We start from the raw sequence: 26,979 nt of genomic DNA on the forward strand, positions 1-26,979 counted from the left end.
TTGCTCAGAATTGAGTATTATTGTGCGAAGTTGTCGCGAAGGAATCCCTTATGAAGCAAATCCGTATGCTGGCGCAGTATTATGTTGACCTGATGATGAAGCTGGGTCTGGTGCGCTTTTCAATGCTGCTGGCCTTTGCGCTGGTGGTGCTGGCGATCGTTGTGCAGATGGCCGTGACGATGGTGCTGCACGGCCAGGTGGAAAGTATTGATGTGATCCGCTCCATCTTCTTTGGCTTGCTGATTACCCCGTGGGCGGTCTATTTCCTGTCGGTGGTGGTTGAGCAGCTGGAAGAGTCCCGGCAGCGCCTCTCGAGGCTGGTGGAGAAACTGGAGGAGATGCGCGAACGCGATCTCAAGCTGAATGTGCAGCTTAAGGACAACATCGCCCAGCTTAATCAGGAAATCGGCGAACGTGAAAAGGCGGAAGCGGAACGTGAAACGACGCTTGAGCAGCTGAAAATTGAGATGAAAGAGCGTGAAGAGGCGCAAATTCAGCTGGAACAGCAATCCTCCTTCTTGCGCTCCTTCCTGGATGCCTCTCCGGACCTGGTTTTCTATCGTAATGAAGATAAAGAGTTTTCTGGCTGTAACCGAGCCATGGAACTGTTGACCGGTAAAAGTGAAAAGCAGCTTATTCATCTTAAGCCGCAGGATGTTTACAGCGAAGAGGTGGCGGAGAAAGTGCTGGAGACGGATGAGAAAGTCTTCCGCCATAACGTATCGCTCACCTACGAGCAGTGGCTGGATTATCCGGACGGGCGCAAGGCCTGCTTTGAAATCCGCAAAGTGCCTTATTATGACCGCGTCGGTAAGCGCCGCGGTCTGATGGGGTTTGGCCGCGATATTACGGAGCGTAAGCGCTATCAGGACGCGCTGGAGCGGGCCAGCCGTGATAAGACCACCTTTATCTCAACGATCAGCCACGAGCTGCGTACGCCGCTTAACGGCATCGTAGGCCTTAGCCGAATCCTTCTGGATACCGATCTTACCGATGAACAGGAAAGATACCTGAAAACCATCCACGTCTCAGCGGTAACGCTGGGTAATATCTTCAATGATATTATTGAGATGGATAAGATGGAGCGGCGTAAAATTCAGCTGGATAACCAGCCGGTGGACTTTACCGGCTTCCTGGCCGACCTGGAAAATCTCTCCGGCCTGCAGGCGCAGCAGAAAGGCCTGCATTTTGTGCTGGACCCCACGCTTCCGCTGCCGCATAAAGTGATCACCGACGGAACGCGTTTGCGCCAAATCTTGTGGAATCTTATTAGTAATGCCGTGAAATTTACTCCGCAAGGCGGGAATGTGAACGTCCGCGTGCGCTACGACGAAGGAGATATCCTGCACTTTGAAGTAGAAGATTCAGGGATTGGCATCCCTGAAGCGGAACAGGATAAAATTTTCGCTATGTATTACCAGGTGAAAGATAGCCAGGGCGGCAAGCCAGCGACGGGTACCGGCATCGGCCTCGCCGTATCGAGGCGCCTGGCGCGGAATATGGGCGGTGATATTTGCGTTACCAGCCTCCCGGGTAAAGGCGCGACTTTTACGCTTACCGTACACGCTCCGGCCGTGGCTGAAGAGGTCGAGGACACGCTGGCGGAAGATGAAATGCCATTACCTGCGCTGAACGTGCTGCTGGTGGAAGATATTGAGCTCAACGTTATCGTGGCGCGCTCGGTACTGGAGAAGCTGGGCAACAGCGTGGATGTGGCGATGACCGGCAAGGCTGCGCTGGAGATGTTTGTACCCGGCGAGTACGATCTGGTTCTGCTTGATATTCAGCTGCCGGATATGACTGGACTCGATATTTCTCGTCAGCTGAAACAACGCTTTGCCGCCGATGAGCTCCCGCCGCTGGTGGCGCTTACCGCTAACGTGCTGAAGAACAAGAAAGAGTATCTGGATGCGGGAATGGATGATGTTCTTAGTAAGCCATTATCGGTTCCGGCATTAACCGCGATTATCAAAAAATTCTGGGATGCGCCGGAAGAAGAGGAGAATGCAATGCCATCTGTAGATAGCAGTAAATCGGCTTCTGTACTGGATATTCCGATGCTTGAGCAGTATATCGAACTGGTAGGGCCGAAGCTGATTAATGACGGTCTGGCCGTTTTTGAAAGAATGATGCCGGGCTACCTGGCGGTCCTGGAATCCAATTTAACCGCTCGCGACCAGAAAGGCATTGTCGATGAGGGTCATAAGATTAAAGGGGCAGCGGGCTCAATCGGTTTGCGCCATATCCAGCAATTAGGGCAGCAGATTCAAACGCCGGATTTACCTGCGTGGTCGGATAACGTGGGTGAATGGGTTGAAGAGATGAAATCAGAGTGGCAAAACGATGTCGCGGTGCTGAAAGCGTGGGTCGCGGCGGCAGATAAAAAATGACCCCGGATAAACCGGGGTGCGCGAATACTGCGCCAACACCAGGGAACTGGTCGTTACGCCAGAATCATTTGAGTGATTTTTTTACACGGCGCAACCTGAGGATTTGGCTTACTCGCTCATTAAGATAGCAAACCTTAAATAGTTTGTTACATGAAACAGTAAAATATGTGAAGCATAGCGAGTAATTCAAAATTTTTGACTGCTTTCATAAACTTGTACTAAGGGGCTGATGTGATGAAGAAAATTGGTGTGGTGCTGAGCGGCTGCGGCGTTTATGACGGAAGTGAAATTCATGAAGCCGTCATTACCCTGCTGGCAATAGCCCGCAGCGGCGCTCAGGCCATCTGCTATGCGCCAGATAAAGTGCAAACCGATGTTATCAATCACCTGACCGGCGAAGCGCAGGCGGAAAGCCGTAATGTGCTCGTGGAAGCGGCGCGTATCGCACGCGGAGAGATTCAGCCTTTGGCCAATGCCCGAGCGGATGCGCTGGATGCGCTGATCGTCCCCGGCGGTTTTGGTGCAGCAAAGAACCTCAGCAGCTTTGCTTCACAGGGGAGCGAATGTGAAGTCGATCGCGATCTCAAGGCGCTGGCGCTGGCGATGCATCAGGCGGGTAAACCGTTGGGCTTTATCTGTATCGCTCCGGCACTGTTGCCGAAAATATTTGCTATACCGCTACGCGTGACCATTGGTACCGATCTTGATACTGCCGACGCGGTTGAGGAGATGGGGGCTGAACACGTGCCTTGCCCGGTCGACGATATTGTGGTGGATGAAGACAACAAAGTGGTGACGACCCCCGCGTATATGCTGGCGCAGAACATCGCCGAAGCGGCGAGCGGTATTGAAAAACTGGTCTCTCGCGTATTGGTTCTGACGGCATGACATTTCGCTTTTCGCCGTTGCGGTTGATTAAGCGCTTTGTGCTGAGGCTATTGTTGGCTTGTGCGGTGCTATGGGGCGGCGGGATTGCCCTGTTTAGCTTCGTACCTGTTCCTTTTTCGGCGGTGATGCTGGAGCGGCAGGTCGGCGCCTGGCTTTCAGGGGATTTTCATTACCTCGCCCATTCCGACTGGGTGGACATGGATGAAATTTCGCCGTGGATGGGGCTGGCGGTTATTGCCGCAGAAGATCAGAAATTCCCGGAACACTGGGGATTTGACGTCACGGCCATTGAGAAGGCGCTGGCGCATAATGAACGCAATGAGAACCGCATTCGCGGCGCCTCAACCCTGTCGCAACAGACGGCAAAAAACCTGTTTCTGTGGGACGGCCGCAGCTGGCTGAGAAAAGGGCTGGAGGCGGGACTGACCGTCGGCATTGAGACAGTATGGAGTAAAAAGCGGATCCTCACGGTCTATCTCAATATCGCTGAATTTGGTGAGGGGACGTTTGGCGTTGAAGCTGCGTCGCAGCGCTATTTTCACAAACCGGCCAGTAAACTGACGGCTTCCGAAGCCGCGCTGCTCGCTGCGGTGCTGCCTAACCCAATACGCTTTCGCGCCGATGCGCCATCGGGTTATGTTCGCAGCCGTCAGGCGTGGATCCTGCGCCAGATGAGGCAGTTAGGTGGGGAAGGGTTTATGCAGGCGAATAAGCTGCATTGATGATTTCACAACCGGTAACCCGGAAGGCACGCTGCCGCCGGGGGAATGAAAGCTAATCCTCATCAAACCCGGCGTTGAACAGCGCGATAACCGCTGCCAGCGCCTCCACTTCCTGTGGGCCGTTGGCTTCAATCTCGATCTGACGCCCTTTAGCTGAATCGAGCATCAGCAGCGCAATCACGCTATTTGCTTCCGCTTCGGTACCTTCATCATTACGCAGCAGCACCTCGGCATCATAGTTCTGCATTAATTCAAACAGCTTCATCGCCGGGCGAGCGTGCATGCCCAGCTTATTGGTGATTTCAACGGTTTGCTTAACGGTCATGATTTGCGTTTTTCCAGCGTCCGATGACGAGACTGCACGTTCTTACCGCGCGAGCGGAAGTAGTCAGCCAGCTGTTCGGCGATGTAAACCGAACGGTGTTTACCACCGGTACAACCAATGGCCACCGTCAAATAGCTGCGGTTATTGGTCTCCAGCATAGGTAACCATAGCTCAAGATAGCTGCGGGTCTGGTAGATAAAATTGTGAACTTCCGTGTGCCGGTCGAGGAAGGCGGCGACGGGCTTATCGAGGCCGGTCATGGGACGCAGCTTCGGATCCCAGTGCGGGTTCGGCAGAAAGCGCACGTCAAAAACGTAGTCGGCATCGATAGGTATACCGTGCTTAAAGCCAAAGGATTCAAACACCATGGTCAGTTCGCGCTCGCGTTTGCCTAATAAACGCGTGCGCAGCATTTCTGCCAGCTCATGCACCGACATTTCTGAGGTATCGACGATCAGGTCGGCGCGGGAACGCAGAGGCTCCAGCAGGTCGCTCTCTTCATCAATGGCGCTTTCCAGCGACAGGTTTTTACTGGACAGAGGATGTAAACGACGCGTGTCGCTGTAGCGGCGAATCAGGGTGTTACGATCGGCATCCAGGAACAGCAGCTGAGGTGAAAATTCTGCGGGCAGATTTTTCATCGCCTGCTCGAAGATTTCCGGCGACTCGGGCATGTTACGCACGTCAATACTGACGGCTGCCGAGATGTTTCTGTCGGCGAGCGAGCGCGCCAGCTCGGGCAACAGCACAACCGGCAGGTTATCGACGCAGTAAAAACCCATATCTTCCAGCGCTCGCAGGGCGACGGATTTCCCCGACCCTGAACGGCCGCTGACGATCATCAGTACCATGTACCGTTTCTCCTCAGTACGAAAAAGAGTAAGGTGCGACTTCCGTTACGCCTCATTATTACTTCCCGCTTCAGTAATGATTTCATACAGCTCTTCATCACTTTGCGCAGCGCGCAGGCGGCGGCAAATAGTTTTATCTGCCAGACGTTTCGCCACCAGCGAGAGCGTATGCAGATGCGTTTTAGTTTGATCGGCCGGGACAAGAAGGGCAAACAGCAGATCGACGGGTTGATTGTCGATAGCATCGAAGGCAATTGGGGTTTCCAACTGAACAAAAACGCCCACGGCCCGCAGCGTATCCTCTTCGAGTTTACCGTGTGGGATCGCAATACCGTTGCCAATCCCGGTACTGCCCATTTTCTCACGGGTGAGGATCGCCTCGAAGACGATCTGGGGCGGTAAGCCTAGCTGCTTTGCCGCCAGCTCGCTGATGATTTCCAGCGCGCGTTTTTTGCTCTGGCAGTGAACCTGGCTACGGGTACATTCCTGGTTAAGGACATTGCTCAGTTGTAGAGCCGAATCGTTATTTATCATAATTTCACCTGAGCTCTCCTGGCCAACCGCCTGCGGGCGGTTGGCGTAGGCTATTGCCCGGACAATTAGTGTTGTTTCAGTTTATCTTTATGTTTTGTTAGCTGTCTTGCCAGCTTATCAATAAGACCATCGATCGCAGCATACATATCCTGCCCTTCCGCACTGGCATGGATTTCACCACCGTTGACATGCAGATTGGCGTCCGCTATTTGCGTCACCTTCTCCACTTTTAACACAATGTAGACCTGGTTGATCCTGTCGAAAAACTGCTCCAGTTTGCTGAACTTCGCGGTAACGAAATCGCGCATCGCGGGGGTTATTTCAACGTTGTGTCCTGTAATGTTGAGCTGCATAGTGTCTTCCTTATCGGTTGGGTCAAACCAGCTGCTTACGCTGATTTGACGGCGGAATGGATAAAGACTCTCGGTACTTAGCAACGGTTCGCCGCGCCACCATAATACCCTGATCGGATAGCAGGGTGGTGAGCTTACTGTCACTCAATGGTTTCGCGGGGTTTTCCGCGGCGATTAATTTCTTCACCAGCGCACGAATGGCCGTCGACGATGCTTCGCCGCCGCCTTCGGTGTTCACATGGCTGGAGAAGAAATACTTCAGCTCAAAAATACCGCGCGGACTGTGCAGGTATTTTTGCGTAGTAACGCGTGAAATGGTGGATTCATGCATTTCGACGGCCTGAGCGATGTCCGCCAGCACCATCGGTTTCATAAACTCTTCACCTTGTTCAAAAAAAGCCTGCTGCTGTTCGACAATGCAGCGGCTGACGCGCAGAAGGGTGTCGTTGCGGCTCTCCAGGCTCTTGATAAGCCAGCGCGCTTCCTGCAGGTTGCTGCGGATAAACTGGCCGTCAGCGTCATTGCGCGTACTGTTACCCATGGCGGCATAGTGCTGGTTGATCTTCAGGCGCGGAAGGCTATCTGAATTGAGCTCAACGACCCAACGATCGTTCACTTTACGCACCAGAACATCAGGAATGACGTATTCTGGCTCACCTGTCTGGATCGACTGGCCCGGGCGCGGATCCAGCGATTGGATCAGATTTACCGCTTCCTTTAGCACGTCTTCTTTGAGGCGGGTCACGCGCATCAGGCTACGGAAGTCGTGATTGGCAAGCAGATCAAGGTGATCGCTGATGATCAGGCGAGCTTCATCAATCCACGGCGTCTCTTTGGCAAACTGTGAAAGCTGAACCAGCAGGCAATCGCGTAAATCTTTTGCCGCCACGCCGACGGGATCGAAACGCTGAATGCGCTTGAGAACCGCTTCTACTTCTTCAAGCCCGATTTCATCATCGCCAATACTTTCCACGATGTCTTCGACAGGAACGGTCAGGTAGCCAGTATCATCAACGGCATCGACGATAGAGGTCGCGATGGCGCGATCGGTATCGGTGAAGGGCGTCAGTTCAACCTGCCACATCAGATAATCCTGCAGGCTTTGCGTGGTCTCGCCCTGGTAGACGGGCAGTTCATCATCCTGATAATCAACGCCGTTGCCTGACGGCGTTCCGGCGGTGTAAATCTCATCCCAGCTGGCATCAAGCGGCAGCTCTTCGGGCATGTCTTTCTGCTCAAGGGCATCGACGGTATCCAGAGACTCACGATCTTCGGCCTCTTTGGTTTCTACCTCATCGTGAAGATCGGTTTGCTCCAGCAACGGGTTGCTGTCCAGCGCCTGCTGGAGTTCTTGCTGGAGTTCTAACGTGGACAGCTGCAGTAGACGAATCGCCTGCTGCAGTTGTGGCGTCATGGCAAGCTGTTGGCTTAGCCTTAATTGCAAACCTTGCTTCATATTCAGGGCCAATATCTCCGGCTAAAACGTCTGTAACCTCTACCCTATCAGAGTCTGAAGTCTTCCCCAAGATACACGCGCTTAACCTGCTCGTCTTCAAGGATTTGCTGTGGCGTACCGTGAGCTATCAGGTGGCCCTGGCTGACGATATAAGCACGCTCACACACGGCCAGCGTTTCCCGGACGTTATGGTCGGTTATCAGGACGCCAAGACCGCTGTCGCGCAGGTGTTCAATAATGCGTTTGATATCGATGACGGAGATGGGGTCAACGCCGGCGAAGGGTTCATCCAGCAGGATAAATTTCGGGTTAGCGGCCAGCGCGCGGGCGATCTCGACGCGGCGGCGTTCACCACCGGAGAGCGCCTGGCCGAGGCTATCGCGCAGATGCTCAATGTGAAACTCCTCCATCAGCTCTTTCGCCCGGTCTTCACGCTGCTCGTTGCTCAGGTCGTCGCGAATCTGCAGTACCGCCATCAGGTTATCGTAAACGCTCAGGCGGCGGAATATGGAGGCCTCCTGCGGCAAATAGCCGATTCCGCGACGCGCGCGCGCGTGCAGGGGCAGCAGGCTGATGTCTTCATCATCGATGATAATGTTGCCGGCGTCGCGCGGTACGATACCAACGACCATATAGAACGTGGTGGTTTTACCGGCACCGTTCGGACCGAGCAGACCAACAATCTCGCCCGAATTCACGGTCAGGCTGACGTCTTCTACAACGCGGCGGCCTTTATAGGCTTTAGCAAGATTCTTTGCAGTTAATGTTGCCATAACGAATTACTTACCCTTCTTTGACTGATCGCTACCCTTGTCCTGCAGCTGCGAAGGAACCAGAACCGTGGTCACGCGCCCGCCTTTATTGCTGAAGGCCTGCATTTTTTGCTCTTTCACCAGGTAAGTGATTTTGTCGCCCTGGATATTGCTATCGATCTGTTCCAGATGCGCATTGCCGGTCAGGACGACAAAGTCGTTTTGCAGTTCATAGTGCATTTTCGACGCGCGGCCTTTTACCGGCTTACCGTTGTCCTGCATCTGGTAGAAGGTGGCCGGGTTACCGTAGCCATCAATAACCTCTTTGCCTTTCTCTCCACCCGGACGGGTCACAACAACTTTGTCGGCGTTGATTTTGATCGTTCCCTGAGTGACGACAACATTCCCCGTAAAGGTGACGACGTTGCCCTGCATATCCAGCGACTGCTGATCGGATTCAATGTGAATCGGCTGATCGGTATCACCTGTCTTTGCCTGTGCCGACAGGCTGGCGGCCAGTAAGGCGCTGGCGAGCGCAATCTTAAGGCTGAGTTTGTTTGTTCTGAATTTCATATGAGGTTCTAACCTTTTCAATCAGCTCGGCATTTTTACTGCGCAGGTTCCCGCGCATTTTCAGGCCGCTGGAATTAAATGTTGTTCCGTACAACGTCACCATGTCATCGGAGGTAACATCCTGCGTCACCAGGTTTATCTGGGCGTTATCCGTCGTAATTTTGCGCAGTTGAGAATCCGCCGTCAGCGCATTTACCTCAACGTGCCCGTAAAGATACAGCATGCGGTCATTCGTCAACTTAGCTTTATCCGCTTTGATAGACCAGGTTGGTACTTTATTGGTATCAAAGGTGGTCATCACCGGTTTTGTGAACCACGAGAGCTGCTGTTCGGAAAAATACTCCACGTGTTCCGCGATGAGCCGGTAGTTAAGCGCCCCTTCGGGGCTATACACGACGGTATCAGTATGCTCGCTGGTATACGTTGGATCGTCAGGATTGATCGCTTGCTGGGTGGTATCGTCCGTACTCGCCAGGTTCAGGCCGATCAGGATCAGCGCGACCAGCGACAGTAAAATGATAACCCAACGTCTGGTTTTACTCATATAGATTGCCCTTTGGCCTCATCCAGCTTGCCCTGCGCCAATAGTAGCAAATCGCACACTTCGCGTACCGCTCCGCGACCCCCGTTGATACGAGTAACGTAATCAGCGCGCGGGAGCAGCAACGGATGCGCATCGGCTACCGCTATGCTTAAACCTACTTCAGCCATCACCGGCCAGTCGATCAGATCGTCGCCAATATAGGCGACTTCATCCGCGCTAACGGCCAGTTTATTGAGTAGTTCACGAAACGCCAGCAGCTTATCCGACTGCCCCTGGTAGAGATGCGTAATGCCCAGCGTTTGGCAGCGATCTTCCACCAGTTTAGCGTTTCGCCCGGTAATTATCGCCACTTCAATATTTGAAGTCAGGGCGCAGCGGATACCGTAGCCGTCGCGCACGTTAAACGCCTTCAGCTCTTCGCCGTTGTTACCCATATAGATAAGACCGTCGGACAAAACGCCGTCTACATCAAGTATCAGTAAACGGATCTTCGCCGCCCGGTCAAGAAAGTCCTGGCTTACCGGCCCGTAGCAGGTCGCTATCAGGGCATCAGCATTATTCATTATTTTTTCCTTACTTACACTACGCCCGCGCGCAGGAGATCGTGCATATGTATCACACCTACCAGACGGTCGCCATCAGCAACCAGCACGCAGGTGATATGACGGGACTGCATCAGGTTCAGCGCATCAACGGCCAGCGTGCCGGGACGGATGCGGATTCCGCCTCGCGTCATCACTTCGGCAATACTGGCGTTACGCATATCAACGCCGGTATCAAATACGCGGCGCAGATCGCCATCGGTGAAGATGCCGATGATATTCATTTCATCATCGCAAATGGCGGTCATGCCTAAATTTTTGCGCGTGATTTCCAGCAACGCATCGCGGAGCGTGGCCTCCAGGCCAACGTGCGGAATTTCATCGCCGGTGTGCATGATATCATTGACCCGCAGCAGTAGCTTACGGCCCAGAGCGCCGCCAGGGTGCGATAGCGCAAAATCTTCAGCGGTAAAACCGCGGGCTTCCAGCAGCGCTACGGCAAGGGCATCGCCCATGACCAGCGCGGCGGTGGTGCTTGACGTGGGGGCCAGCCCTAACGGGCAGGCTTCTTTGGGCACCTTCACGCACAGGTGAATATCCGCCGCGCGCGCCATACTGCTTTCCGGTCGGCTGGTGATACAAATCAGCGCCACCTGCTGGCGCTTAAGCACCGGAATCAGGGCGAGGATTTCATTTGACTCGCCCGAGTTGGATAGCGCGATCACCACGTCGCATGGAGTTACCATGCCTAAATCGCCGTGCGCGGCCTCACCGGGATGAACGAAGAAAGATGACGTTCCGGTACTGGCGAAAGTGGCTGCCATTTTTCGCCCGATATGGCCGGATTTCCCCATTCCCATCACCACAACTTTACCGGTACAGCGGAAAATGGTCTCACAGGCACGGGTAAAATCTTCATTAATGTATTGATCGAGCTGGGCCAGACCTTCACGTTCAATGTCCAGAACCTCGCGGCCTGCCCGTTGAAAGTCAAAATCCGCTGGCAAATCTATTTGCGACATAATGTTATCCCGAATCATTCAACGAAGAGCGGCGCTGTCCAGTACAGCATCGCTAACCAAAGCACAAAACCACCCAGCAGCAGGGCACCGGCAAGGCGACCTGGCTGCTGCTTACGGCGCCAGCACAGCGCGGCGAAGATCAGGCTGACCAGCAGCATGACGCCATAATCGCGGGTAAAGGCCTCGGCGGCAAAGGTGCCTGGCACAATCAGCGCGGGGAGTCCGAGGACCAGTACAATATTAAGAATATTAGCGCCAATGATATTGCCGATAGCGATGTCATTTTCGCCTTTTCGCGCTCCGGCGATGGCCGTGGCCAGCTCGGGCAGGCTGGTGCCGATAGCGACGACCGTTAAGCCGACGGTCAGTTCGCTGATAGCAAAAAAGTTTGCCAGCACCGTGGCGTTATCGACCACCATCCGCGTAGCCATCGGCATCACAATCATCGCGACGCCCAACCAGAGCAGCGCGACGGGAAGCGAGCCTTCTCGCGGCAGCTCCGCCAGCTGTTCACGGGTCAGGCTGTCGTTACCCTGGCGTTCCGCAAGGCGGGCAATTTTAAGGGTAAACAGCAGCCACAGAATGGCCAGCGCCAGCAAAAAAAGGCCGTCTATCCGCGTAAGCTGGCCGTCGTACAGCACAAATCCTGCCAGTAAACTAACCAGCAACATTAACGGCAATTCGCGGCGCAGGATATCAGAATGCACGGTAAAAGGTTGAAACAGCGCGGTGAGGCCGAGGATCAGCAGGATATTGGTGATATTCGATCCGAGAGCGGTGCCGATCGCCAGATCGGTTTGCCCATGCAAGGAAGCGGCGGCGGAAACAATCACTTCCGGCAAACTGGTACCGATGCTGACTACCGTCATGCCAATAATCATGGGAGGGATCCCCAGCATACGGCAGAGTATTGAAGCGGCGTAGACCAGACGATCGGCGCTGTAGACAACCAGCAATAAACCAATAATTAACAGAGCCGTCGCTAAGAGCATCTAAAGTCCTTTCTTCAGGTATAATCGTCGCCTCGCTGGCCGTCCGTAGGCAGCGTAACGAATTCTTAATTTTGACTTTATGTGTGCCAAAAGTAAAACAAATGCCAGCTTTCGCTAACCCGGGCGGGTAAGATTCTGTAAAAATGTTGGGTTTGTGGTGAAAGAAAGCGCCATGCTTAGCCCGACGGGTGTCTAGTAAGGATGATTTTATGAGCCAGAGTTCGGCGAATCTAGTCGAAGTGCGCGGTATTCGCTTCTCGAGGGGCGATCGCGTGATCTTCGATGATATCTCGCTATCGGTACCCCGCGGCAAGATCACCGCGATAATGGGGCCATCAGGGATCGGCAAAACCACCCTGTTACGTCTCATCGGCGGTCAGATCCCGCCCGATAAAGGCGAGATCCTGTTTGATGGTGAAAACGTACCGCAGATGTCGCGTTCGCGCCTGTATACCGTCCGCAAGCGCATGAGCATGCTGTTTCAGTCCGGCGCGCTGTTCACCGATCTGAATGTGTTCGATAACGTCGCTTATCCGCTGCGCGAGCATACGCGTTTGCCGGAAGCGCTGCTGCACACCACGGTGATGATGAAGCTGGAAGCCGTTGGGCTACGCGGAGCCGCGAAGCTGATGCCTTCTGAGCTTTCCGGCGGCATGGCGCGCCGTGCCGCCCTGGCGAGGGCGATTGCGCTCGAACCTGATTTAATCATGTTCGATGAGCCCTTTGTCGGGCAGGACCCCATTACGATGGGGGTGCTGGTGAAGCTGATTTCTGAACTCAATAGCACCCTGGGTGTCACCTGTATCGTGGTTTCGCATGATGTGCCGGAGGTGCTCAGCATCGCGGACTTTGCATATATCGTGGCGGACAAAAAGGTCGTAGCGCATGGGAGCGCGCAGTCGCTGCGTGAAAATTCCGATCCTCGGGTTCGTCAGTTCATTGATGGTATCGCCGACGGCCCGGTGCCGTTCCGCTATCCGGCGGGTGATTATCATCATGATTTATTGGGCAAAGGGAGTTAAGCGACTCATGTTGTTAAATGCGCTAGCCGCGCTTGGGCATCGCGGTATAAAAACTATCGCGACGTTCGGGCGTGCTGGATTAATGCTCTTCAACGCGGTTGTGGGCAAGCCTGAGTTTCGCAAGCATGCGCCGCTGCTGGTGCGTCAGCTGTACAACGTTGGCGTGCTATCGATGCTGATCATCATTGTATCGGGGCTGTTTATCGGTATGGTGCTGGGTCTGCAGGGCTATCTGGTGTTGACCACCTATAGCGCCGAAACCAGTCTGGGCATGCTGGTGGCGCTGTCGCTGCTGCGTGAGCTGGGACCGGTGGTCGCCGCGCTGCTGTTTGCCGGGCGTGCCGGCTCGGCGCTGACTGCTGAAATTGGCCTGATGCGCGCAACGGAGCAGCTCTCCAGTATGGAGATGATGGCGGTCGACCCGCTTCGCCGCGTGATCTCTCCGCGTTTCTGGGCGGGGGTGATTTCACTGCCGTTGTTAACGATTATTTTTGTGGCGGTCGGCGTTTGGGGCGGCTCGCTGGTCGGTGTCAGCTGGAAGGGCATCGATGGCGGATTCTTCTGGAGCGCGATGCAAAACGCCGTTGACTGGCGGATGGATCTGGTTAACTGCCTGATTAAGAGCCTGGTTTTCGCCATTACGGTAACATGGATCGCGTTATTTAACGGTTATGACGCTATCCCCACTTCCGCCGGGATTAGCCGGGCGACGACGCGTACCGTGGTGCATGCGTCGCTGGCGGTTCTGGGGCTGGATTTTGTGCTGACTGCGCTGATGTTTGGGAATTGAGTTCATGCAAACGAGAAAAAATGAAATCTGGGTAGGGGTGTTTTTACTGGTTGCGCTGCTGGCCGCGCTGTTTGTCTGCCTGAAGGCGGCAAACGTAACCTCTTTACGTACCGAACCGACTTATCGGCTCTATGCCACTTTTGACAATATCGGCGGTCTCAAAGCGCGCTCTCCGGTGCGGATTGGCGGCGTTGTCGTTGGACGCGTGGCGGATATTACGCTCGATCCTAAGACCTACCTGCCTCGCGTCGCGCTCGATATTGATGAGCGCTACAACCATATTCCGGATACCAGCTCGCTGGCGATCCGAACTTCCGGTCTGCTGGGCGAACAGTACCTGGCGATGAATATCGGGTTTGAAGATCCTGAGCTGGGAACCACTATCCTTAAAGATGGCGGTACCATTCAGGACACCAAATCCGCAATGGTGCTGGAAGATTTGATAGGCCAGTTCCTTTATAACAGTAAAGGTAGCGACAATAAGAATTCTGGCGATGAACAGGCTGCTGGAGAGAGTCATACTGACGCTACGCCGCCAGCCGGCACGACGCACTAATTTCAGGAGAGTTAAGATATGTTTAAACGCTTACTAATGGTCGCCATGCTGGTGATTGCCCCCTTGACTGCGGCCACCGCCGCGGATCAGTCCAATCCGTACAAGCTGATGGACGAAGCGGCGCAGAAAACCTTCGATCGCCTCAAGAACGAGCAGCCGAAGATTCAGGCCAACCCGAACTACCTGCGCGATATCGTCGATCAGGAACTGCTGCCCTATGTTCAGGTGAAATACGCCGGCGCGCTGGTGTTAGGTCGTTATTACAAAGAAGCGACCCCGGCGCAGCGTGAAGCCTATTTTGCCGCCTTCCGCGAATATCTGAAGCAGGCCTATGGCCAGGCGCTGGCGATGTATCACGGTCAGACCTATCAGATTGCCCCTGAGCAGCCTTTGGGCAGCGCGACCATTGTTCCTATCCGCGTCACCATCCTTGATCCGAATGGCCGTCCGCCGGTGCGCCTGGATTTCCAGTGGCGTAAAAATACCCAGACCGGTAACTGGCAGGCGTACGACATGATTGCGGAAGGGGTGAGCATGATCACCACTAAACAAAACGAGTGGAGCGATCTGCTGCGTACTAAAGGCGTTGATGGTCTGACGGCGCAGCTGAAGGCAAGCTCCGCGCAGCCGATTACGCTGGAACAGAAAAAATAATGACCGGGCAGCTGAGCTGGGCTCGCGATGGTGAGACGCTGGCGCTGCGCGGAGAGCTGGACCAGGATCTTTTGGTCCCGCTGTGGGAAGCGCGCGCGCAGGCGACGGATGGCGTGTCCGCCATCGACCTGAGCGCCGTGACCCGCGTGGACACCGCCGGGCTGGCGCTATTAGTGCATTTTATCGCACTGGTTCGTCGGCAGGGCGGGGAAGCGAAGTTGACCGGGAAGAGTGAAAATCTGCAAACCCTGGTCAGGTTGTATAACCTTCCTGCTGATATGATCCCATAAATTTTTCAGTGCCTTAGTGCTGAAGCTATTCTGAAAGCCCCATCAAACTTTTCGATGGGGCTTTTTGCTTGTTTAAGACGGCGCCACTTTCCTCTAAGATGTTGGGCTGTTTTCACTATCAGATAAATGTAGCCCATGGAAAATCATGAAATTCAGACCGTGCTGATGAACGCACTCTCCCTTCAGGAAGTCCACGTCTCTGGCGATGGCAGCCACTTTCAGGTTATTGCTGTGGGTGAGATGTTCGACGGCATGAGTCGGGTCAAGAAGCAACAGGCTATCTATGCCCCGCTGATGGAATATATTGCCGATAACCGCATCCATGCTCTGTCGATTAAAGCGTTTACTCCGCAGGAGTGGGCGCGAGACCGCAAACTTAATGGCTTATAAGCTGTGGGGATGTTCCCCGCAGCGTATGTGAATTCTTAACAGAGAACAGAATCAATGGATAAATTCCGTGTTCAGGGGCCAACTCGTCTTCAGGGCGAGGTCACCATTTCCGGCGCGAAAAACGCCGCCCTGCCAATCCTCTTTGCCGCGCTATTAGCCGAAGAGCCGATTGAGATCCAAAACGTACCGAAGCTGAAAGACATCGATACCACCATGAAACTGCTGAGCCAGCTGGGCGCGAACGTTAAGCGCAACGGCTCCGTATGGATCGATGCCGGCCCGGTCGACGTTTTCTGTGCTCCGTATGACCTCGTCAAAACCATGCGCGCGTCTATTTGGGCGCTGGGACCGCTGGTGGCGCGTTTTGGCCAGGGGCAGGTTTCTCTTCCCGGCGGCTGCGCCATCGGCGCGCGCCCCGTTGATTTACACATTACCGGCCTTGAGCAGCTGGGTGCGGAAATCAAGCTGGAAGAGGGTTATGTCAAGGCGTCGGTTAATGGACGTCTGAAAGGCGCGCATATTGTGATGGATAAGGTCAGCGTTGGCGCTACCGTGACCATCATGAGCGCTGCGACGCTGGCGGAAGGTACGACCGTTATCGAAAACGCCGCGCGCGAGCCGGAAATTGTCGATACCGCGAACTTTCTCAACACGCTGGGTGCGAAGATCAAAGGTCAGGGTACCGATCGCATCACCATCGAAGGCGTAGCGCGCCTCGGCGGCGGCGTCTACCGCGTTCTGCCGGATCGTATTGAAACCGGGACGTTCCTGGTGGCGGCGGCGATTTCTGGCGGTAAGATCCTGTGCCGCAATGCCCAGCCGGATACCCTTGATGCGGTTCTGGCCAAGCTACGCGACGCCGGTGCGGATATCGAAACGGGCGAAGACTGGATTAGCCTGGACATGCACGGCAATCGTCCGAAGGCCGTCAACGTGCGTACTGCCCCACACCCAGGCTTCCCGACCGACATGCAGGCTCAGTTCACCTTGCTGAATCTGGTTGCCGAGGGCACCGGCGTGATCACCGAGACGATCTTCGAAAACCGTTTCATGCATATCCCGGAACTGATCCGTATGGGCGCGCATGCGGAAATCGAAAGCAATACGGCGATTTGCCACGGCGTGAAGCAGCTTTCTGGCGCCCAGGTGATGGCGACGGATCTGCGTGCGTCAGCCAGCCTGGTACTGGCGGGCTGTATTGCGGAAGGTACGACGATTGTCGATCGTATTTACCACATTGACCGCGGCTACGAACGTATCGAAGACAAGCTTCAGGCGCTTGGTGCGAATATCGAACGCGTCAAAGGCGAATAAGCCGTAGCAGCAGCCCTCTGACGTTTGTCCGGGGGCTGTTGTCTGCAACCTCGCTTTACTTGTTGTTCTTCCTTGGGCGCATCATTTGCGTTCTGTCGATAAACTGATGGGTATGGGGATCGTGATAGCGCGATGGCCATATTACCCACGGATCGGTTTCCAGCGCGTTAGCAATAATCAGCTCGCCCTTGGGCCAGGGCCGGGTCAGCGCATTGGCGAGCGTTGAAGAACTTAAACCATTACGCCGCGATTCAGCTGCCAGCGACGTCCCTTTTTTGCGTAATCCGGCAATAATATCCGCCGGATGCCAGTCGATGAACTTATCCATAAATTCTCCTGGTAATAAACATGCCTGGCGTCCTTAATGGACGACAAAATGACTATACCGTGGGTTCCAGTAATGTTCTAACAAGTTCTTTTAATGGGTTTGATATTAGGAATATATCAAGGTATACGGCTGGTTCTTGGTTTTTTGACGCTTACTGGAACTTTCCCGCGGTTTGCGCGGGAAAGCAAGAGGAGGGGTTAGTGATCGCGTTGCACAGCGATGTGGGCAAGACCGATTAGCGCTTCACGCCACGGAGAATCGGGAAGGACCTGAAGCGCGGCAATCGCTTTATCAGCCTCTTCCTCCGCGCGTTTTTGGGTCCATTCCAGCGAGCCGCAGGTTGCCATCGTTTCCAGTACGGCGTCGAGAAGATGACGGCCATTACCCTGCTCAATCGCCCCACGGATCATGGCGGACTGCTCTGCGTTGCCGTGTTGCATAGCATGCAGCAGCGGAAGGGTGGGTTTGCCTTCATTCAGATCGTCACCGACGTTTTTACCCAGACGCTCACCGTCTGAACTGTAGTCAAGCAGATCGTCGATCAGCTGGAAAGCGGTACCCAGATAGCGTCCGTAATCCTGTAACGCTTTCTCTTGTTCTGCGCTGCAGTCGGCCAGAATGCCGGAGCACTGGGCTGCGGCTTCAAACAAACGTGCGGTCTTGCTGTAAATGACCCGCATGTAGTTTTCTTCAGTGATATCCGGGTCGTTAACGTTCATCAACTGCAGGACTTCGCCTTCGGCAATGACGTTAACGGCTTCCGACATCACTTCCAGCACTCTCAATGACCCAAGGCTGGTCATCATCTGAAAGGCGCGGGTGTAGATAAAATCACCGACCAGCACGCTAGCCGCATTGCCAAAAGCGGCGTTTGCGGTGGCTTTTCCCCGGCGCATATCAGACTCATCGACGACATCATCATGCAGCAGGGTGGCGGTATGGATAAATTCGATCAGCGCGGCAATGGCGACGTGAGCGTTTCCCTGATATCCAACGGCACGCGCGGCCAGTACGGCAATCATCGGGCGAATGCGTTTACCGCCTCCGCTAACAATGTAATAGCCTAACTGATTGATAAGCTGAACATCAGAGTCGAGTTGCTCAAGAATTGTCGCATTGACGCCCGCCATATCCTGCGCGGTTAACTCATTGATTTTTTCTAAATTCATCGCAAAAGCCGGGCCAAATGTCCTGTTACCGCGTATCCGAATGGGATCACAGAAGGATTAAGATAGAATTAAAAGAAGCTATGATTGTACTGAAAAATTGCCGTAGTTAAACGCTGGAGTGAAAGTTGTGTTTTTTTTCTGCGTTGATCGCTGATCGCTCTTGTCAAAGGCTCGCGTTTTGCGTAATATTCGCGCCCTATTGTGAATATTTATAGCGCACTCTGAATCATACGAAGAGGTGCGCGGAAGCGGAGTTTTATATGTACGCGGTTTTCCAAAGTGGTGGTAAACAACACCGAGTAAGCGAAGGTCAAACCATTCGCCTGGAAAAGCTGGACATCGCAACTGGCGAAGCTGTTGAGTTCGCAGAAGTGCTGATGATCGCAAACGGTGAAGAAATTAAAATCGGCGTTCCTTTCGTTGAGGGCGGCGTAATCAAAGCTGAAGTTGTTGCACACGGTCGTGGCGAGAAAGTTAAAATCGTTAAGTTTCGTCGTCGTAAACACTACCGTAAGCAGCAGGGCCATCGTCAGTGGTTCACTGATGTGAAAATTACTGGCATCAGCGCCTAAGACCTGAGGAGAGATTTAAATGGCACATAAAAAGGCTGGCGGCTCAACTCGTAACGGTCGCGATTCAGAAGCTAAACGCCTGGGCGTTAAGCGTTTCGGTGGCGAATCCGTTCTGGCCGGTAGCATCATCGTTCGTCAACGTGGTACCAAATTCCACGCTGGCACTAACGTAGGTTGCGGTCGTGACCACACTCTGTTTGCTAAAGCAGACGGTAAAGTGAAATTCGAAGTTAAAGGCCCGAACAACCGTAAATACATCAGCATCGTTGCTGAGTAAGTTTTTCGTGGTCCGGTAACGGATTAAAGCCCCGCAACGTGTTGCGGGGCTTTTTACATTGAAACCCCGGAAAATTTTCTGCAGGGAAAACGGGCATGAAGCAGCAGGCCGGCATCGGCATTATTTTAGCGCTCACCACGGCGATGTGCTGGGGTGCCCTGCCGATAGCAATGAAGCAGGTTCTTGAAGTGATGGAACCGCCGACGGTGGTGTTTTACCGCTTTTTGATGGCAAGTTTTGGTCTTGGCGCTATCCTCGCCATGAAAAGAAAGCTGCCCCCGCTGCGGATTTTTCGCAAGCCGCGGTGGTTGGTACTGCTGGTTATTGCGACAGCGGGTTTGTTCGGTAACTTCATTCTGTTTAGTTCTTCCTTGCAATATCTCAGCCCCACCGCTTCCCAGGTGATTGGCCAGCTGTCTCCGGTCGGCATGATGGTGGCCAGCGTTTTTGTCCTTAAAGAGAAAATGCGCGGCACTCAGGTTGTGGGAGCGCTGATGCTGGTGAGCGGTCTGGTGATGTTTTTTAACACCAGCCTGATCGAGATTTTTACCCGCCTGACGGACTACACGTGGGGGGTAATTTTCGGCGTAGGTGCGGCGACGGTGTGGGTGTGCTACGGCGTCGCGCAAAAGGTGTTATTGCGCCGTCTGGCATCACAGCAAATCCTTTTTTTGCTGTACACTTTATGTACGATATCGCTATTGCCATTAGCGAAGCCTTCGCAGGTGCTGGCATTAAGCGACTGGCAGCTGGCCTGTCTGGTTTTTTGCGGGCTCAATACCCTGGTCGGCTACGGCGCTCTGGCGGAAGCAATGGCGCGCTGGCAGGCGGCGCAGGTGAGCGCGTTGATTACCTTAACGCCGCTGTTTACGCTGCTGTTTTCAGATTTATTATCACTGGCCTGGCCCGACGTTTTCGCCAGACCGCTGTTGAACCTGATGGGTTATCTCGGTGCGTTTGTCGTGGTTGCGGGCGCGATGTATTCCGCCGTCGGTCATCGTCTTTGGGGACGATGGCGTAAGCGAGAAGCGGTTGTGCCGCTCCCCCGCTCAGGCGAATGATTTACGGAGAGTAAAATGAAGTTTGTTGATGAAGCAACGATCCTGGTCGTAGCAGGCGATGGCGGCAATGGTTGCGTTAGCTTCCGCCGCGAAAAATATATCCCGAGAGGCGGCCCGGACGGCGGTGACGGCGGTGACGGCGGCGACGTCTGGCTTGAGGCGGACGAAAACCTCAACACCCTGATCGACTACCGTTTTGAGAAGTCTTTCCGCGCTGAGCGCGGGCAGAACGGTCAGAGCCGTGACTGTACCGGTAAACGCGGTAAAGACGTAACGGTGAAGGTACCGGTAGGGACTCGCGTCATCGATCAGGGCACCGGCGAGACGATGGGTGATATGACCAAGCACGGTCAGCGCCTGATGGTCGCCAAAGGCGGCTGGCACGGTCTGGGTAACACCCGTTTCAAATCGTCCGTTAACCGTACTCCACGTCAAAAGACGATGGGGACGCCGGGCGATAAGCGCGATCTGCAGCTGGAGCTGATGCTGCTGGCGGACGTCGGCATGCTGGGAATGCCGAATGCGGGTAAATCGACCTTTATTCGTGCCGTTTCCGCCGCGAAGCCTAAAGTCGCTGACTATCCGTTTACTACGCTGGTGCCGAGCCTCGGCGTGGTGCGTATGGACAACGAGAAGAGCTTCGTGGTGGCGGATATCCCGGGGCTGATTGAAGGCGCCGCTGAAGGCGCGGGTCTCGGTATTCGCTTCCTGAAGCACCTGGAGCGCTGCCGCGTGCTGCTGCATCTCATCGATATCGAGCCGATTGATGGTTCCGATCCGGTGGAGAACGCGCGGATTATTATCGGTGAGCTGGAAAAATACAGTGAGAAACTGGCTTCTAAGCCGCGCTGGCTGGTCTTTAACAAGATTGACCTGATGGACAAAGCAGAGGCGGAAGCGAAAGCGAAAGCTATCGCGCAGGCGCTGGGCTGGGAAGATAAGTTCTACCTGATTTCGGCGGCCAGCCAGCAGGGCGTAAAAGACCTGTGCTGGGACGTGATGACCTTTATCATCGAAAACCCGATTGTGCATGCGGAAGAAGCGAAGCCTGCCGAAAAAGTCGAGTTTATGTGGGACGACTACCACCGCCAGCAGCTTGAAGAAGCTGAAGTGGAAGATGATGAAGACTGGGATGATGATTGGGATGAAGACGACGAAGAAGGCGTTGAATTCATCTACAAACGTTAATCCTGAACAAACGAAAAGGGCCGCCAATGATGCGGCCCTTTTGCTTTAGTTGTTCTGATAGAGGTCTTTGTACAATCGGCTTTCGAACCGCACCAGTGGAATGCGGCGATTACGCTGGTCGGCCGGAGGCACGGCGTAGCCAGACAGGTATTGCACGAACGCCATCTTCTGCCCGCTGGCCGTCGTGATGAAACCGGCCAGGTTATACACCCCCTGCAGTGAACCCGTTTTCGCCGAGACTTTGCCATCGACACCTGCCTGATGCAGGCCTGCGCGGTACTGCAGAGAACCATCATGGCCGGCCAGAGGCAGCATCGAGATAAAGTTGAGTTCATTATCGTGCTGGGCGATGTACTGCAGCACCTGCATCATCGTCGCGGGTGCGATGAGGTTATGGCGCGACAGACCTGAGCCATCGGCAATGATGGTATTCCCGAGATCGACGCCGGCCTGCTGACGTAAGATCTGCCGTACCGCATCGGAACCGGCTCGCCAGGTACCCGGTACGTTGAAGCGAGCGTGCCCAATGGTGCGGAATACCGTATCGGCGATCATGTTGTCCGATTTTTTCAGCATAATACGCAGCAGATCGTGCAGCGGCGCAGATTGTGTACTTGCCAGGACGGTACCCGGATCGTTTGCCAGCGTCTGGCGCAGCAGCGTGCCGCTCCAGGTGATGTCGGCGTCGGTCAGCTCAGCTTTCAGAATCGCACCGGCGTAGCTGGCGCCATCCTGAATGGCAAAAGCCAGCGGCAGCGGCTCGCTGCGCTGCGGCAGACAGCCGGTCAGGGTATAACGGTTCAGATCGCCGGGAACCACGTCAAGCTCACAGTACTGGGCTTCAGAAGAGCCCCGGGGCAGCGTACGCACCTGGCTGAACATGGTCACCGGGTAGTAAGACGCCACGCGAATAAACGCCAGATCGCCCGGCTTTTGCGCGCTATAGAGCGAGACGGAGAAGCAGTTCCGATCGACAATCGCCGCCGCCGGCGGGGCGCTAAAGCACTGCGTCATATCGTTCCATGGCCAGCCCGGCGCTTTGTCATGGCTGGCGAAGATGGAGGTATCGATCAGCACATTACCTTCAATTCGCTGGACGCCTGCTTTCTTCAGCGTGGCCACCATATTACGAATATCCTGACGCCTGAGGGTAGGATCGCCACCAAAGCGCGCAATGAGGTCGCCTTTCAGGACGCCGCCATCGAGGCTGCCTTTCGTTTCCAGCGTCGTGGTGAAGCGGAAGTCCGGACCCAGCTGCAGCAGCGCAGCAAGCGCGGTTATCACTTTTTGGGTGCTGGCGGGGAGCGCCATCTGCTGGCTATGGTAGTCTATCTCCGGCGTCGGGGATCCCACCTTCTGCGCCATAAAGGCAAGGTTTGCGCCCGCAGGAAGCTGATTGATGTACTCGTCAATATTCGCCGCCTGAGCGCTAAGCGCTATACCGGCAGTCAATCCGATGATAAATCTGGAAAATCGCATAATCTCGCGCTAACAACCTGAAACCAGTCCGTCATACTACGGTGCATCGCCCTGTAAAGTAAACGATGACCCATAGTGAACTTCAGGGTAAAATACGTATCAAATTGAAAATTGCTGCTGGCCTGGGGATGACTTTCCGGGTCGGTTTTCTTTTGCTCCGGCCCTGCTCAAGTCTTGACCGGCTGCGGAGCGGCGTTGTCTGCTCCATGAAGGAATGAAAAAGAGGTATAACAAATGCAAGCTATTCCGATGACCTTACGTGGCGCTGAAAAACTGCGCGAAGAACTGGATTTTCTGAAGTCCGTACGTCGTCCTGAAATCATCGCGGCCATCGCTGAGGCCCGCGAGCACGGCGATCTGAAAGAAAATGCTGAGTATCATGCTGCCCGTGAACAGCAGGGCTTCTGTGAAGGTCGCATTAAGGATATCGAAGCGAAGCTGTCGAACGCGCAGGTCATCGATATCACCAAAATGCCCAACAATGGCCGGGTGATTTTTGGTTCGACGGTCAGCGTTCTGAATCTCGATACGGATGAAGAGCAAACTTATCGTATCGTTGGCGATGACGAGGCCGATTTTAAGCAAAATCTGATTTCTGTAAACTCACCGATTGCACGTGGTTTAATCGGTAAAGAGCAGGACGATGTGGTGGTTATCCGTACACCGGGCGGGGAAGTCGAATTCGAAATTCTTAAGGTTGAGTACCTTTAATTCGAATTTAACGCTACGATGTTGATGGATTGTAAAGAAAGGAAAAAGGCCGCGTAGCGGCCTTTTATCAGCGTCCGGAGCATGGCATTTTGCTCGTCTACCCGCAGAAAACCCTCGATTTACACAAAGTTGTGTCGATAACCAGGATATTCTTAGCGTGGCAGCGAGATTTTACGCTCTTTAGTCGGGCGGTACAGAACCAGCGTTTTACCGATGACCTGTACATTACAGGCGCCGGTTTCGCGCACGATAGCTTCCACGATCAAGGTTTTAGTTTCGCGATCTTCCGAGGCGATCTTCACCTTGATAAGTTCATGGTGCTCTAACGCTTGTTCAATCTCGGCCAGTACCCCTTCGGTCAAACCATTGTTGCCAAGCATAACTACCGGCTTGAGCGGATGTGCCAGACCTTTCAGGTGCTGTTTTTGTTTAGTACTCAGATTCATCGTATTTTTTTGCTTACGTTGGGATTGAAAACGGTTCATTCTACCGCCATCTCTCATATATCGCCAAACTACCGCGTCGATTTTTACGTCGCGAAGTACGATGAACCCGAAATGGGAATGTTAAATGACAGGTAAAAAGCGTTCTGCCAGCTCAAGTCGTTGGCTTCAGGAACACTTTAGCGATAAATATGTTCAGCAGGCACAGAAAAAGGGGTTACGTTCCCGTGCCTGGTTTAAACTTGATGAAATACAGCAAAGTGACAAGATTTTTAAACCGGGGATGACGATAGTTGACCTCGGCGCTGCACCCGGTGGCTGGTCGCAATACGCGGTTACGCAGATCGGTAACAGCGGCCGCATCATTGCTTGCGATCTTTTACCTATGGATCCAATCGTTGGTGTGGACTTCCTTCAGGGCGACTTTCGTGATGAATTAGTCCTGAAAGCGTTACTTGAGCGTGTAGGTGACAGTAAAGTACAAGTTGTCATGTCCGATATGGCGCCAAATATGTGTGGAACACCGGCGGTGGATATTCCCCGGGCCATGTATCTGGTGGAACTGGCGCTTGGAATGGCTCGTGATGTATTAGCGCCAGGTGGTAGTTTTGTAGTGAAGGTGTTCCAGGGCGAAGGCTTCGATGAGTATCTAAGAGAGATTCGCTCCCTGTTTACGAAGGTCAAAGTTCGTAAGCCGGACTCTTCTCGCGCCCGTTCGCGTGAAGTGTATATTGTAGCGACCGGGCGTAAACCATAACCGGCAGATTTCAAACGAAAGTTTGAAAGACGCTGGATATAGAGTATCCTGACGCTGTTTTTAACACAGTTGTAATATGAGGTTAATCCCTTGAGTGACATGGCGAAAAACCTAATACTCTGGCTGGTCATTGCCGTTGTGCTGATGTCAGTATTCCAGAGCTTTGGGCCCAGCGAGTCGAATGGCCGCAAGGTGGATTATTCTACCTTCCTGCAGGAGGTCAATCAGGACCAGGTTCGCGAAGCGCGTATCAACGGACGTGAGATAAACGTTACCAAGAAAGATAGTAACCGTTACACGACCTACATCCCGGTGAACGATCCTAAGCTGCTTGATAACCTTCTGACTAAAAACGTCAAGGTGGTAGGTGAGCCGCCAGAAGAACCGAGCCTGCTGGCTTCTATCTTCATCTCCTGGTTCCCGATGCTGCTTCTTATCGGCGTCTGGATCTTCTTTATGCGCCAGATGCAGGGCGGCGGTGGCAAAGGCGCCATGTCGTTCGGTAAGAGCAAGGCGCGTATGCTAACGGAAGACCAGATCAAAACCACTTTTGCCGACGTCGCCGGCTGTGACGAAGCGAAAGAAGAAGTCGGTGAACTGGTTGAATACCTGCGCGAGCCGAGCCGTTTCCAGAAGCTGGGCGGTAAAATCCCGAAAGGCGTCCTGATGGTCGGCCCTCCGGGTACCGGTAAAACCTTGCTGGCAAAAGCCATCGCGGGTGAAGCAAAGGTACCGTTCTTTACGATTTCCGGTTCTGACTTCGTTGAAATGTTCGTCGGTGTGGGTGCATCCCGCGTGCGCGACATGTTTGAACAAGCCAAGAAAGCGGCTCCGTGCATCATCTTTATCGATGAAATCGACGCCGTCGGCCGTCAGCGTGGCGCTGGCCTGGGCGGTGGTCACGATGAACGTGAGCAGACGCTGAACCAGATGCTGGTAGAGATGGACGGCTTCGAGGGTAACGAAGGTATCATCGTTATCGCAGCAACCAACCGTCCGGACGTTCTTGACCCTGCGCTGCTGCGTCCAGGCCGCTTTGACCGTCAGGTTGTGGTCGGTCTGCCGGATGTCCGCGGTCGCGAACAGATTCTGAAAGTGCATATGCGTCGCGTACCGCTGGCGCCGGATATCGACGCGGCAATTATCGCCCGCGGTACGCCTGGCTTCTCCGGTGCTGACCTGGCAAACCTGGTGAACGAAGCTGCGCTGTTTGCCGCTCGTGGCAACAAGCGCGTTGTATCGATGGTTGAATTCGAGAAAGCGAAAGACAAAATCATGATGGGTGCGGAACGTCGCTCCATGGTGATGACGGAAGCGCAGAAAGAGTCCACCGCGTATCACGAAGCCGGTCACGCAATTATTGGTCGCCTGGTGCCGGAACACGATCCGGTGCACAAAGTGACGATTATTCCGCGCGGTCGCGCGCTGGGTGTCACCTTCTTCCTGCCTGAAGGCGACGCGATCAGCGCCAGCCGCCAGAAGCTGGAAAGCCAGATTTCTACCCTTTACGGCGGTCGTCTGGCGGAAGAGATTATCTACGGCGTAGAGCATGTTTCTACCGGTGCGTCGAACGACATTAAAGTCGCGACCAACCTGGCGCGTAACATGGTGACCCAGTGGGGCTTCTCTGACAAACTCGGCCCGCTGCTGTATGCCGAAGAAGAAGGTGAAGTATTCCTTGGCCGCAGCGTTGCGAAAGCGAAGCATATGTCCGATGAAACGGCGCGTATCATCGACCAGGAAGTGAAGTCACTGATTGAGCGTAACTACAATCGTGCACGCCAGCTTCTGAACGATAATATGGACATCCTGCACGCGATGAAAGACGCGCTCATGAAATATGAGACCATCGACGCCCCGCAGATTGATGACCTGATGGCTCGCCGCGATGTTCGCCCGCCAGCTGGCTGGGAAGAACCGGGCTCGTCCAACAATTCTGACAACAATGGCACGCCTCGTGCGCCGCGTCCGGTCGATGAACCGCGTACGCCAAACCCGGGTAATACGATGTCAGAACAGCTGGGCGACAAATAA

At 54.2% G+C, this 26,979-nt stretch carries 32 protein-coding genes; 17 read left to right on the forward strand and 15 right to left on the reverse strand.

What is annotated here, in order from left to right:
* The first annotated feature begins 50 nt into the window (after positions 1-50).
* From arcB to mtgA, 3 genes are all read left to right on the forward strand, one after another.
* Positions 51-2,390 carry an aerobic respiration two-component sensor histidine kinase ArcB gene (gene arcB / locus ABLU88_RS14870; RefSeq protein WP_025108151.1) on the forward strand — a complete coding sequence of 780 codons (2,340 nt, stop codon included), beginning with the start codon at positions 51-53 and terminating at the stop codon, positions 2,388-2,390.
* A 234-nt stretch (positions 2,391-2,624) separates the two neighbouring features.
* Positions 2,625-3,278: an isoprenoid biosynthesis glyoxalase ElbB gene (elbB, locus tag ABLU88_RS14875; RefSeq protein ID WP_014226985.1), complete on the forward strand. Its 654-nt coding sequence runs from the start codon at positions 2,625-2,627 to the stop codon at positions 3,276-3,278.
* Positions 3,275-4,000, forward strand: a complete 726-nt coding sequence (mtgA, locus tag ABLU88_RS14880) for a monofunctional biosynthetic peptidoglycan transglycosylase (protein ID WP_014226984.1) — start codon at positions 3,275-3,277, stop codon at positions 3,998-4,000. Before elbB ends, mtgA begins: the two co-directional genes overlap by 4 nt.
* A 52-nt stretch (positions 4,001-4,052) precedes the next feature.
* Here mtgA and npr read toward each other — a convergent pair whose 3' ends face one another.
* From npr to ABLU88_RS14935, 11 genes are all read right to left on the reverse strand, one after another.
* Positions 4,053-4,325 (reverse strand): PTS phosphocarrier protein NPr, encoded by a 273-nt coding sequence (npr, locus tag ABLU88_RS14885; RefSeq protein WP_004106170.1) that lies wholly within the window; start codon positions 4,323-4,325, stop codon positions 4,053-4,055.
* The gene (rapZ, locus tag ABLU88_RS14890; RefSeq protein ID WP_004106169.1) at positions 4,322-5,176 is read right to left on the reverse strand and encodes an RNase adapter RapZ; all 855 of its coding nucleotides are present in this window, start codon (positions 5,174-5,176) and stop codon (positions 4,322-4,324) included. Before rapZ ends, npr begins: the two co-directional genes overlap by 4 nt.
* A gap of 45 nt (positions 5,177-5,221) precedes the next feature.
* Positions 5,222-5,710 (reverse strand): PTS IIA-like nitrogen regulatory protein PtsN, encoded by a 489-nt coding sequence (gene ptsN / locus ABLU88_RS14895; RefSeq protein WP_004854593.1) that lies wholly within the window; start codon positions 5,708-5,710, stop codon positions 5,222-5,224.
* 65 nt (positions 5,711-5,775) lie between these two features.
* Positions 5,776-6,063: a ribosome hibernation promoting factor gene (gene hpf, locus ABLU88_RS14900; RefSeq protein WP_004106167.1), complete on the reverse strand. Its 288-nt coding sequence runs from the start codon at positions 6,061-6,063 to the stop codon at positions 5,776-5,778.
* A 22-nt stretch (positions 6,064-6,085) separates the two neighbouring features.
* Positions 6,086-7,519, reverse strand: coding sequence for an RNA polymerase factor sigma-54 (rpoN, locus tag ABLU88_RS14905; protein WP_004854591.1), 1,434 nt, complete (start codon positions 7,517-7,519; stop codon positions 6,086-6,088).
* Between the two features lie 47 nt (positions 7,520-7,566).
* On the reverse strand, positions 7,567-8,292 hold the full coding sequence (lptB, locus tag ABLU88_RS14910) for an LPS export ABC transporter ATP-binding protein (RefSeq protein WP_004125705.1): 726 nt from the start codon (positions 8,290-8,292) through the stop codon (positions 7,567-7,569).
* 6 nt (positions 8,293-8,298) lie between these two features.
* Positions 8,299-8,844 carry a lipopolysaccharide ABC transporter substrate-binding protein LptA gene (lptA, locus tag ABLU88_RS14915; protein WP_004125703.1) on the reverse strand — a complete coding sequence of 182 codons (546 nt, stop codon included), beginning with the start codon at positions 8,842-8,844 and terminating at the stop codon, positions 8,299-8,301.
* Positions 8,813-9,388, reverse strand: coding sequence for an LPS export ABC transporter periplasmic protein LptC (gene lptC, locus ABLU88_RS14920; protein WP_004854587.1), 576 nt, complete (start codon positions 9,386-9,388; stop codon positions 8,813-8,815). The genes lptA and lptC overlap by 32 nt, the downstream gene beginning before the upstream one ends.
* Entirely contained in the window at positions 9,385-9,951 is a 567-nt protein-coding gene (gene kdsC, locus ABLU88_RS14925; protein ID WP_064375035.1) for a 3-deoxy-manno-octulosonate-8-phosphatase KdsC, read from the reverse strand. Before kdsC ends, lptC begins: the two co-directional genes overlap by 4 nt.
* A 14-nt stretch (positions 9,952-9,965) precedes the next feature.
* Entirely contained in the window at positions 9,966-10,952 is a 987-nt protein-coding gene (gene kdsD / locus ABLU88_RS14930) for an arabinose-5-phosphate isomerase KdsD (protein WP_064375041.1), read from the reverse strand.
* Positions 10,953-10,966: 14 nt separating this feature from the next.
* Positions 10,967-11,944: a calcium/sodium antiporter gene (locus ABLU88_RS14935; protein WP_348836911.1), complete on the reverse strand. Its 978-nt coding sequence runs from the start codon at positions 11,942-11,944 to the stop codon at positions 10,967-10,969.
* 209 nt (positions 11,945-12,153) lie between these two features.
* Between ABLU88_RS14935 and mlaF the strand changes: the two genes are divergently transcribed.
* The 7 genes from mlaF (at position 12,154) to murA (ending at position 16,960) form a co-directional block, all read left to right on the forward strand.
* On the forward strand, positions 12,154-12,966 hold the full coding sequence (gene mlaF, locus ABLU88_RS14940; RefSeq protein ID WP_348836912.1) for a phospholipid ABC transporter ATP-binding protein MlaF: 813 nt from the start codon (positions 12,154-12,156) through the stop codon (positions 12,964-12,966).
* A gap of 7 nt (positions 12,967-12,973) precedes the next feature.
* Positions 12,974-13,756 carry a lipid asymmetry maintenance ABC transporter permease subunit MlaE gene (mlaE, locus tag ABLU88_RS14945; RefSeq protein WP_004125690.1) on the forward strand — a complete coding sequence of 261 codons (783 nt, stop codon included), beginning with the start codon at positions 12,974-12,976 and terminating at the stop codon, positions 13,754-13,756.
* A gap of 4 nt (positions 13,757-13,760) precedes the next feature.
* The gene (mlaD, locus tag ABLU88_RS14950; RefSeq protein ID WP_014226983.1) at positions 13,761-14,312 is read left to right on the forward strand and encodes an outer membrane lipid asymmetry maintenance protein MlaD; all 552 of its coding nucleotides are present in this window, start codon (positions 13,761-13,763) and stop codon (positions 14,310-14,312) included.
* Between the two features lie 18 nt (positions 14,313-14,330).
* Entirely contained in the window at positions 14,331-14,966 is a 636-nt protein-coding gene (gene mlaC, locus ABLU88_RS14955; RefSeq protein ID WP_004125682.1) for a phospholipid-binding protein MlaC, read from the forward strand.
* Positions 14,966-15,256 (forward strand): lipid asymmetry maintenance protein MlaB, encoded by a 291-nt coding sequence (gene mlaB / locus ABLU88_RS14960; RefSeq protein ID WP_014839634.1) that lies wholly within the window; start codon positions 14,966-14,968, stop codon positions 15,254-15,256. The genes mlaC and mlaB overlap by 1 nt, the downstream gene beginning before the upstream one ends.
* Positions 15,257-15,391: 135 nt before the next feature.
* Positions 15,392-15,646 (forward strand): BolA family iron metabolism protein IbaG, encoded by a 255-nt coding sequence (gene ibaG, locus ABLU88_RS14965; protein ID WP_004106141.1) that lies wholly within the window; start codon positions 15,392-15,394, stop codon positions 15,644-15,646.
* 54 nt (positions 15,647-15,700) lie between these two features.
* Positions 15,701-16,960, forward strand: coding sequence for a UDP-N-acetylglucosamine 1-carboxyvinyltransferase (gene murA / locus ABLU88_RS14970; RefSeq protein WP_004854569.1), 1,260 nt, complete (start codon positions 15,701-15,703; stop codon positions 16,958-16,960).
* Positions 16,961-17,015: 55 nt separating this feature from the next.
* On the opposite strand, the gene sfsB is transcribed toward murA, so the two are convergent.
* Both sfsB and ispB read right to left on the reverse strand, forming a co-directional pair.
* Positions 17,016-17,288 carry a DNA-binding transcriptional regulator SfsB gene (sfsB, locus tag ABLU88_RS14975; protein ID WP_004854566.1) on the reverse strand — a complete coding sequence of 91 codons (273 nt, stop codon included), beginning with the start codon at positions 17,286-17,288 and terminating at the stop codon, positions 17,016-17,018.
* 197 nt (positions 17,289-17,485) lie between these two features.
* Positions 17,486-18,457: an octaprenyl diphosphate synthase gene (ispB, locus tag ABLU88_RS14980; RefSeq protein WP_004854564.1), complete on the reverse strand. Its 972-nt coding sequence runs from the start codon at positions 18,455-18,457 to the stop codon at positions 17,486-17,488.
* A 260-nt stretch (positions 18,458-18,717) separates the two neighbouring features.
* Between ispB and rplU the strand changes: the two genes are divergently transcribed.
* From rplU to cgtA, 4 genes are all read left to right on the forward strand, one after another.
* Entirely contained in the window at positions 18,718-19,029 is a 312-nt protein-coding gene (gene rplU, locus ABLU88_RS14985; RefSeq protein WP_004106123.1) for a 50S ribosomal protein L21, read from the forward strand.
* Between the two features lie 19 nt (positions 19,030-19,048).
* Entirely contained in the window at positions 19,049-19,306 is a 258-nt protein-coding gene (gene rpmA / locus ABLU88_RS14990) for a 50S ribosomal protein L27 (RefSeq protein ID WP_003861831.1), read from the forward strand.
* Positions 19,307-19,401: 95 nt separating this feature from the next.
* Entirely contained in the window at positions 19,402-20,367 is a 966-nt protein-coding gene (locus tag ABLU88_RS14995) for a DMT family transporter (RefSeq protein WP_014226981.1), read from the forward strand.
* Between the two features lie 15 nt (positions 20,368-20,382).
* Positions 20,383-21,555 carry an Obg family GTPase CgtA gene (gene cgtA, locus ABLU88_RS15000; protein WP_004125676.1) on the forward strand — a complete coding sequence of 391 codons (1,173 nt, stop codon included), beginning with the start codon at positions 20,383-20,385 and terminating at the stop codon, positions 21,553-21,555.
* A gap of 45 nt (positions 21,556-21,600) precedes the next feature.
* On the opposite strand, the gene dacB is transcribed toward cgtA, so the two are convergent.
* Positions 21,601-23,034, reverse strand: coding sequence for a serine-type D-Ala-D-Ala carboxypeptidase (dacB, locus tag ABLU88_RS15005; protein ID WP_048260537.1), 1,434 nt, complete (start codon positions 23,032-23,034; stop codon positions 21,601-21,603).
* 234 nt (positions 23,035-23,268) lie between these two features.
* On the opposite strand from dacB, the gene greA reads away from it, so the two are divergent.
* On the forward strand, positions 23,269-23,745 hold the full coding sequence (gene greA, locus ABLU88_RS15010) for a transcription elongation factor GreA (RefSeq protein ID WP_004854554.1): 477 nt from the start codon (positions 23,269-23,271) through the stop codon (positions 23,743-23,745).
* A gap of 152 nt (positions 23,746-23,897) precedes the next feature.
* Here the strand turns inward: greA and yhbY are convergent, their stop codons facing one another.
* Positions 23,898-24,191 carry a ribosome assembly RNA-binding protein YhbY gene (yhbY, locus tag ABLU88_RS15015; RefSeq protein WP_004139797.1) on the reverse strand — a complete coding sequence of 98 codons (294 nt, stop codon included), beginning with the start codon at positions 24,189-24,191 and terminating at the stop codon, positions 23,898-23,900.
* Between the two features lie 124 nt (positions 24,192-24,315).
* Here yhbY and rlmE point away from each other — a divergent pair, with 124 nt between their 5' ends.
* Both rlmE and ftsH read left to right on the forward strand, forming a co-directional pair.
* Positions 24,316-24,945, forward strand: coding sequence for a 23S rRNA (uridine(2552)-2'-O)-methyltransferase RlmE (gene rlmE / locus ABLU88_RS15020; RefSeq protein WP_004106110.1), 630 nt, complete (start codon positions 24,316-24,318; stop codon positions 24,943-24,945).
* A 99-nt stretch (positions 24,946-25,044) separates the two neighbouring features.
* Complete coding sequence (ftsH, locus tag ABLU88_RS15025) at positions 25,045-26,979, forward strand: ATP-dependent zinc metalloprotease FtsH (protein WP_004854549.1); 1,935 nt, start codon at positions 25,045-25,047, stop codon at positions 26,977-26,979.

Origin of the sequence: Klebsiella sp. GW_Kp182 (assembly GCF_040062275.1) — a bacterium.
In the GTDB taxonomy this organism is placed as follows: domain Bacteria; phylum Pseudomonadota; class Gammaproteobacteria; order Enterobacterales; family Enterobacteriaceae; genus Klebsiella; species Klebsiella michiganensis.

Bases quoted from the DNA above. Each gene is read 5' to 3' on its own strand.
- arcB (WP_025108151.1), top strand. From the start codon at position 51: ATGAAGCAAATCCGTATGCTGGCGCAGTATTATGTTGACCTGATGATG.
- elbB (WP_014226985.1), top strand. From the start codon at position 2,625: ATGAAGAAAATTGGTGTGGTGCTGAGCGGCTGCGGCGTTTATGACGGA.
- mtgA (WP_014226984.1), top strand. From the start codon at position 3,275: ATGACATTTCGCTTTTCGCCGTTGCGGTTGATTAAGCGCTTTGTGCTG.
- npr (WP_004106170.1), bottom strand. From the start codon at position 4,325: ATGACCGTTAAGCAAACCGTTGAAATCACCAATAAGCTGGGCATGCAC.
- rapZ (WP_004106169.1), bottom strand. From the start codon at position 5,176: ATGGTACTGATGATCGTCAGCGGCCGTTCAGGGTCGGGGAAATCCGTC.
- ptsN (WP_004854593.1), bottom strand. From the start codon at position 5,710: ATGATAAATAACGATTCGGCTCTACAACTGAGCAATGTCCTTAACCAG.
- hpf (WP_004106167.1), bottom strand. From the start codon at position 6,063: ATGCAGCTCAACATTACAGGACACAACGTTGAAATAACCCCCGCGATG.
- rpoN (WP_004854591.1), bottom strand. From the start codon at position 7,519: ATGAAGCAAGGTTTGCAATTAAGGCTAAGCCAACAGCTTGCCATGACG.
- lptB (WP_004125705.1), bottom strand. From the start codon at position 8,292: ATGGCAACATTAACTGCAAAGAATCTTGCTAAAGCCTATAAAGGCCGC.
- lptA (WP_004125703.1), bottom strand. From the start codon at position 8,844: ATGAAATTCAGAACAAACAAACTCAGCCTTAAGATTGCGCTCGCCAGC.
- lptC (WP_004854587.1), bottom strand. From the start codon at position 9,388: ATGAGTAAAACCAGACGTTGGGTTATCATTTTACTGTCGCTGGTCGCG.
- kdsC (WP_064375035.1), bottom strand. From the start codon at position 9,951: ATGAATAATGCTGATGCCCTGATAGCGACCTGCTACGGGCCGGTAAGC.
- kdsD (WP_064375041.1), bottom strand. From the start codon at position 10,952: ATGTCGCAAATAGATTTGCCAGCGGATTTTGACTTTCAACGGGCAGGC.
- ABLU88_RS14935 (WP_348836911.1), bottom strand. From the start codon at position 11,944: ATGCTCTTAGCGACGGCTCTGTTAATTATTGGTTTATTGCTGGTTGTC.
- mlaF (WP_348836912.1), top strand. From the start codon at position 12,154: ATGAGCCAGAGTTCGGCGAATCTAGTCGAAGTGCGCGGTATTCGCTTC.
- mlaE (WP_004125690.1), top strand. From the start codon at position 12,974: ATGTTGTTAAATGCGCTAGCCGCGCTTGGGCATCGCGGTATAAAAACT.
- mlaD (WP_014226983.1), top strand. From the start codon at position 13,761: ATGCAAACGAGAAAAAATGAAATCTGGGTAGGGGTGTTTTTACTGGTT.
- mlaC (WP_004125682.1), top strand. From the start codon at position 14,331: ATGTTTAAACGCTTACTAATGGTCGCCATGCTGGTGATTGCCCCCTTG.
- mlaB (WP_014839634.1), top strand. From the start codon at position 14,966: ATGACCGGGCAGCTGAGCTGGGCTCGCGATGGTGAGACGCTGGCGCTG.
- ibaG (WP_004106141.1), top strand. From the start codon at position 15,392: ATGGAAAATCATGAAATTCAGACCGTGCTGATGAACGCACTCTCCCTT.
- murA (WP_004854569.1), top strand. From the start codon at position 15,701: ATGGATAAATTCCGTGTTCAGGGGCCAACTCGTCTTCAGGGCGAGGTC.
- sfsB (WP_004854566.1), bottom strand. From the start codon at position 17,288: ATGGATAAGTTCATCGACTGGCATCCGGCGGATATTATTGCCGGATTA.
- ispB (WP_004854564.1), bottom strand. From the start codon at position 18,457: ATGAATTTAGAAAAAATCAATGAGTTAACCGCGCAGGATATGGCGGGC.
- rplU (WP_004106123.1), top strand. From the start codon at position 18,718: ATGTACGCGGTTTTCCAAAGTGGTGGTAAACAACACCGAGTAAGCGAA.
- rpmA (WP_003861831.1), top strand. From the start codon at position 19,049: ATGGCACATAAAAAGGCTGGCGGCTCAACTCGTAACGGTCGCGATTCA.
- ABLU88_RS14995 (WP_014226981.1), top strand. From the start codon at position 19,402: ATGAAGCAGCAGGCCGGCATCGGCATTATTTTAGCGCTCACCACGGCG.
- cgtA (WP_004125676.1), top strand. From the start codon at position 20,383: ATGAAGTTTGTTGATGAAGCAACGATCCTGGTCGTAGCAGGCGATGGC.
- dacB (WP_048260537.1), bottom strand. From the start codon at position 23,034: ATGCGATTTTCCAGATTTATCATCGGATTGACTGCCGGTATAGCGCTT.
- greA (WP_004854554.1), top strand. From the start codon at position 23,269: ATGCAAGCTATTCCGATGACCTTACGTGGCGCTGAAAAACTGCGCGAA.
- yhbY (WP_004139797.1), bottom strand. From the start codon at position 24,191: ATGAATCTGAGTACTAAACAAAAACAGCACCTGAAAGGTCTGGCACAT.
- rlmE (WP_004106110.1), top strand. From the start codon at position 24,316: ATGACAGGTAAAAAGCGTTCTGCCAGCTCAAGTCGTTGGCTTCAGGAA.
- ftsH (WP_004854549.1), top strand. From the start codon at position 25,045: ATGGCGAAAAACCTAATACTCTGGCTGGTCATTGCCGTTGTGCTGATG.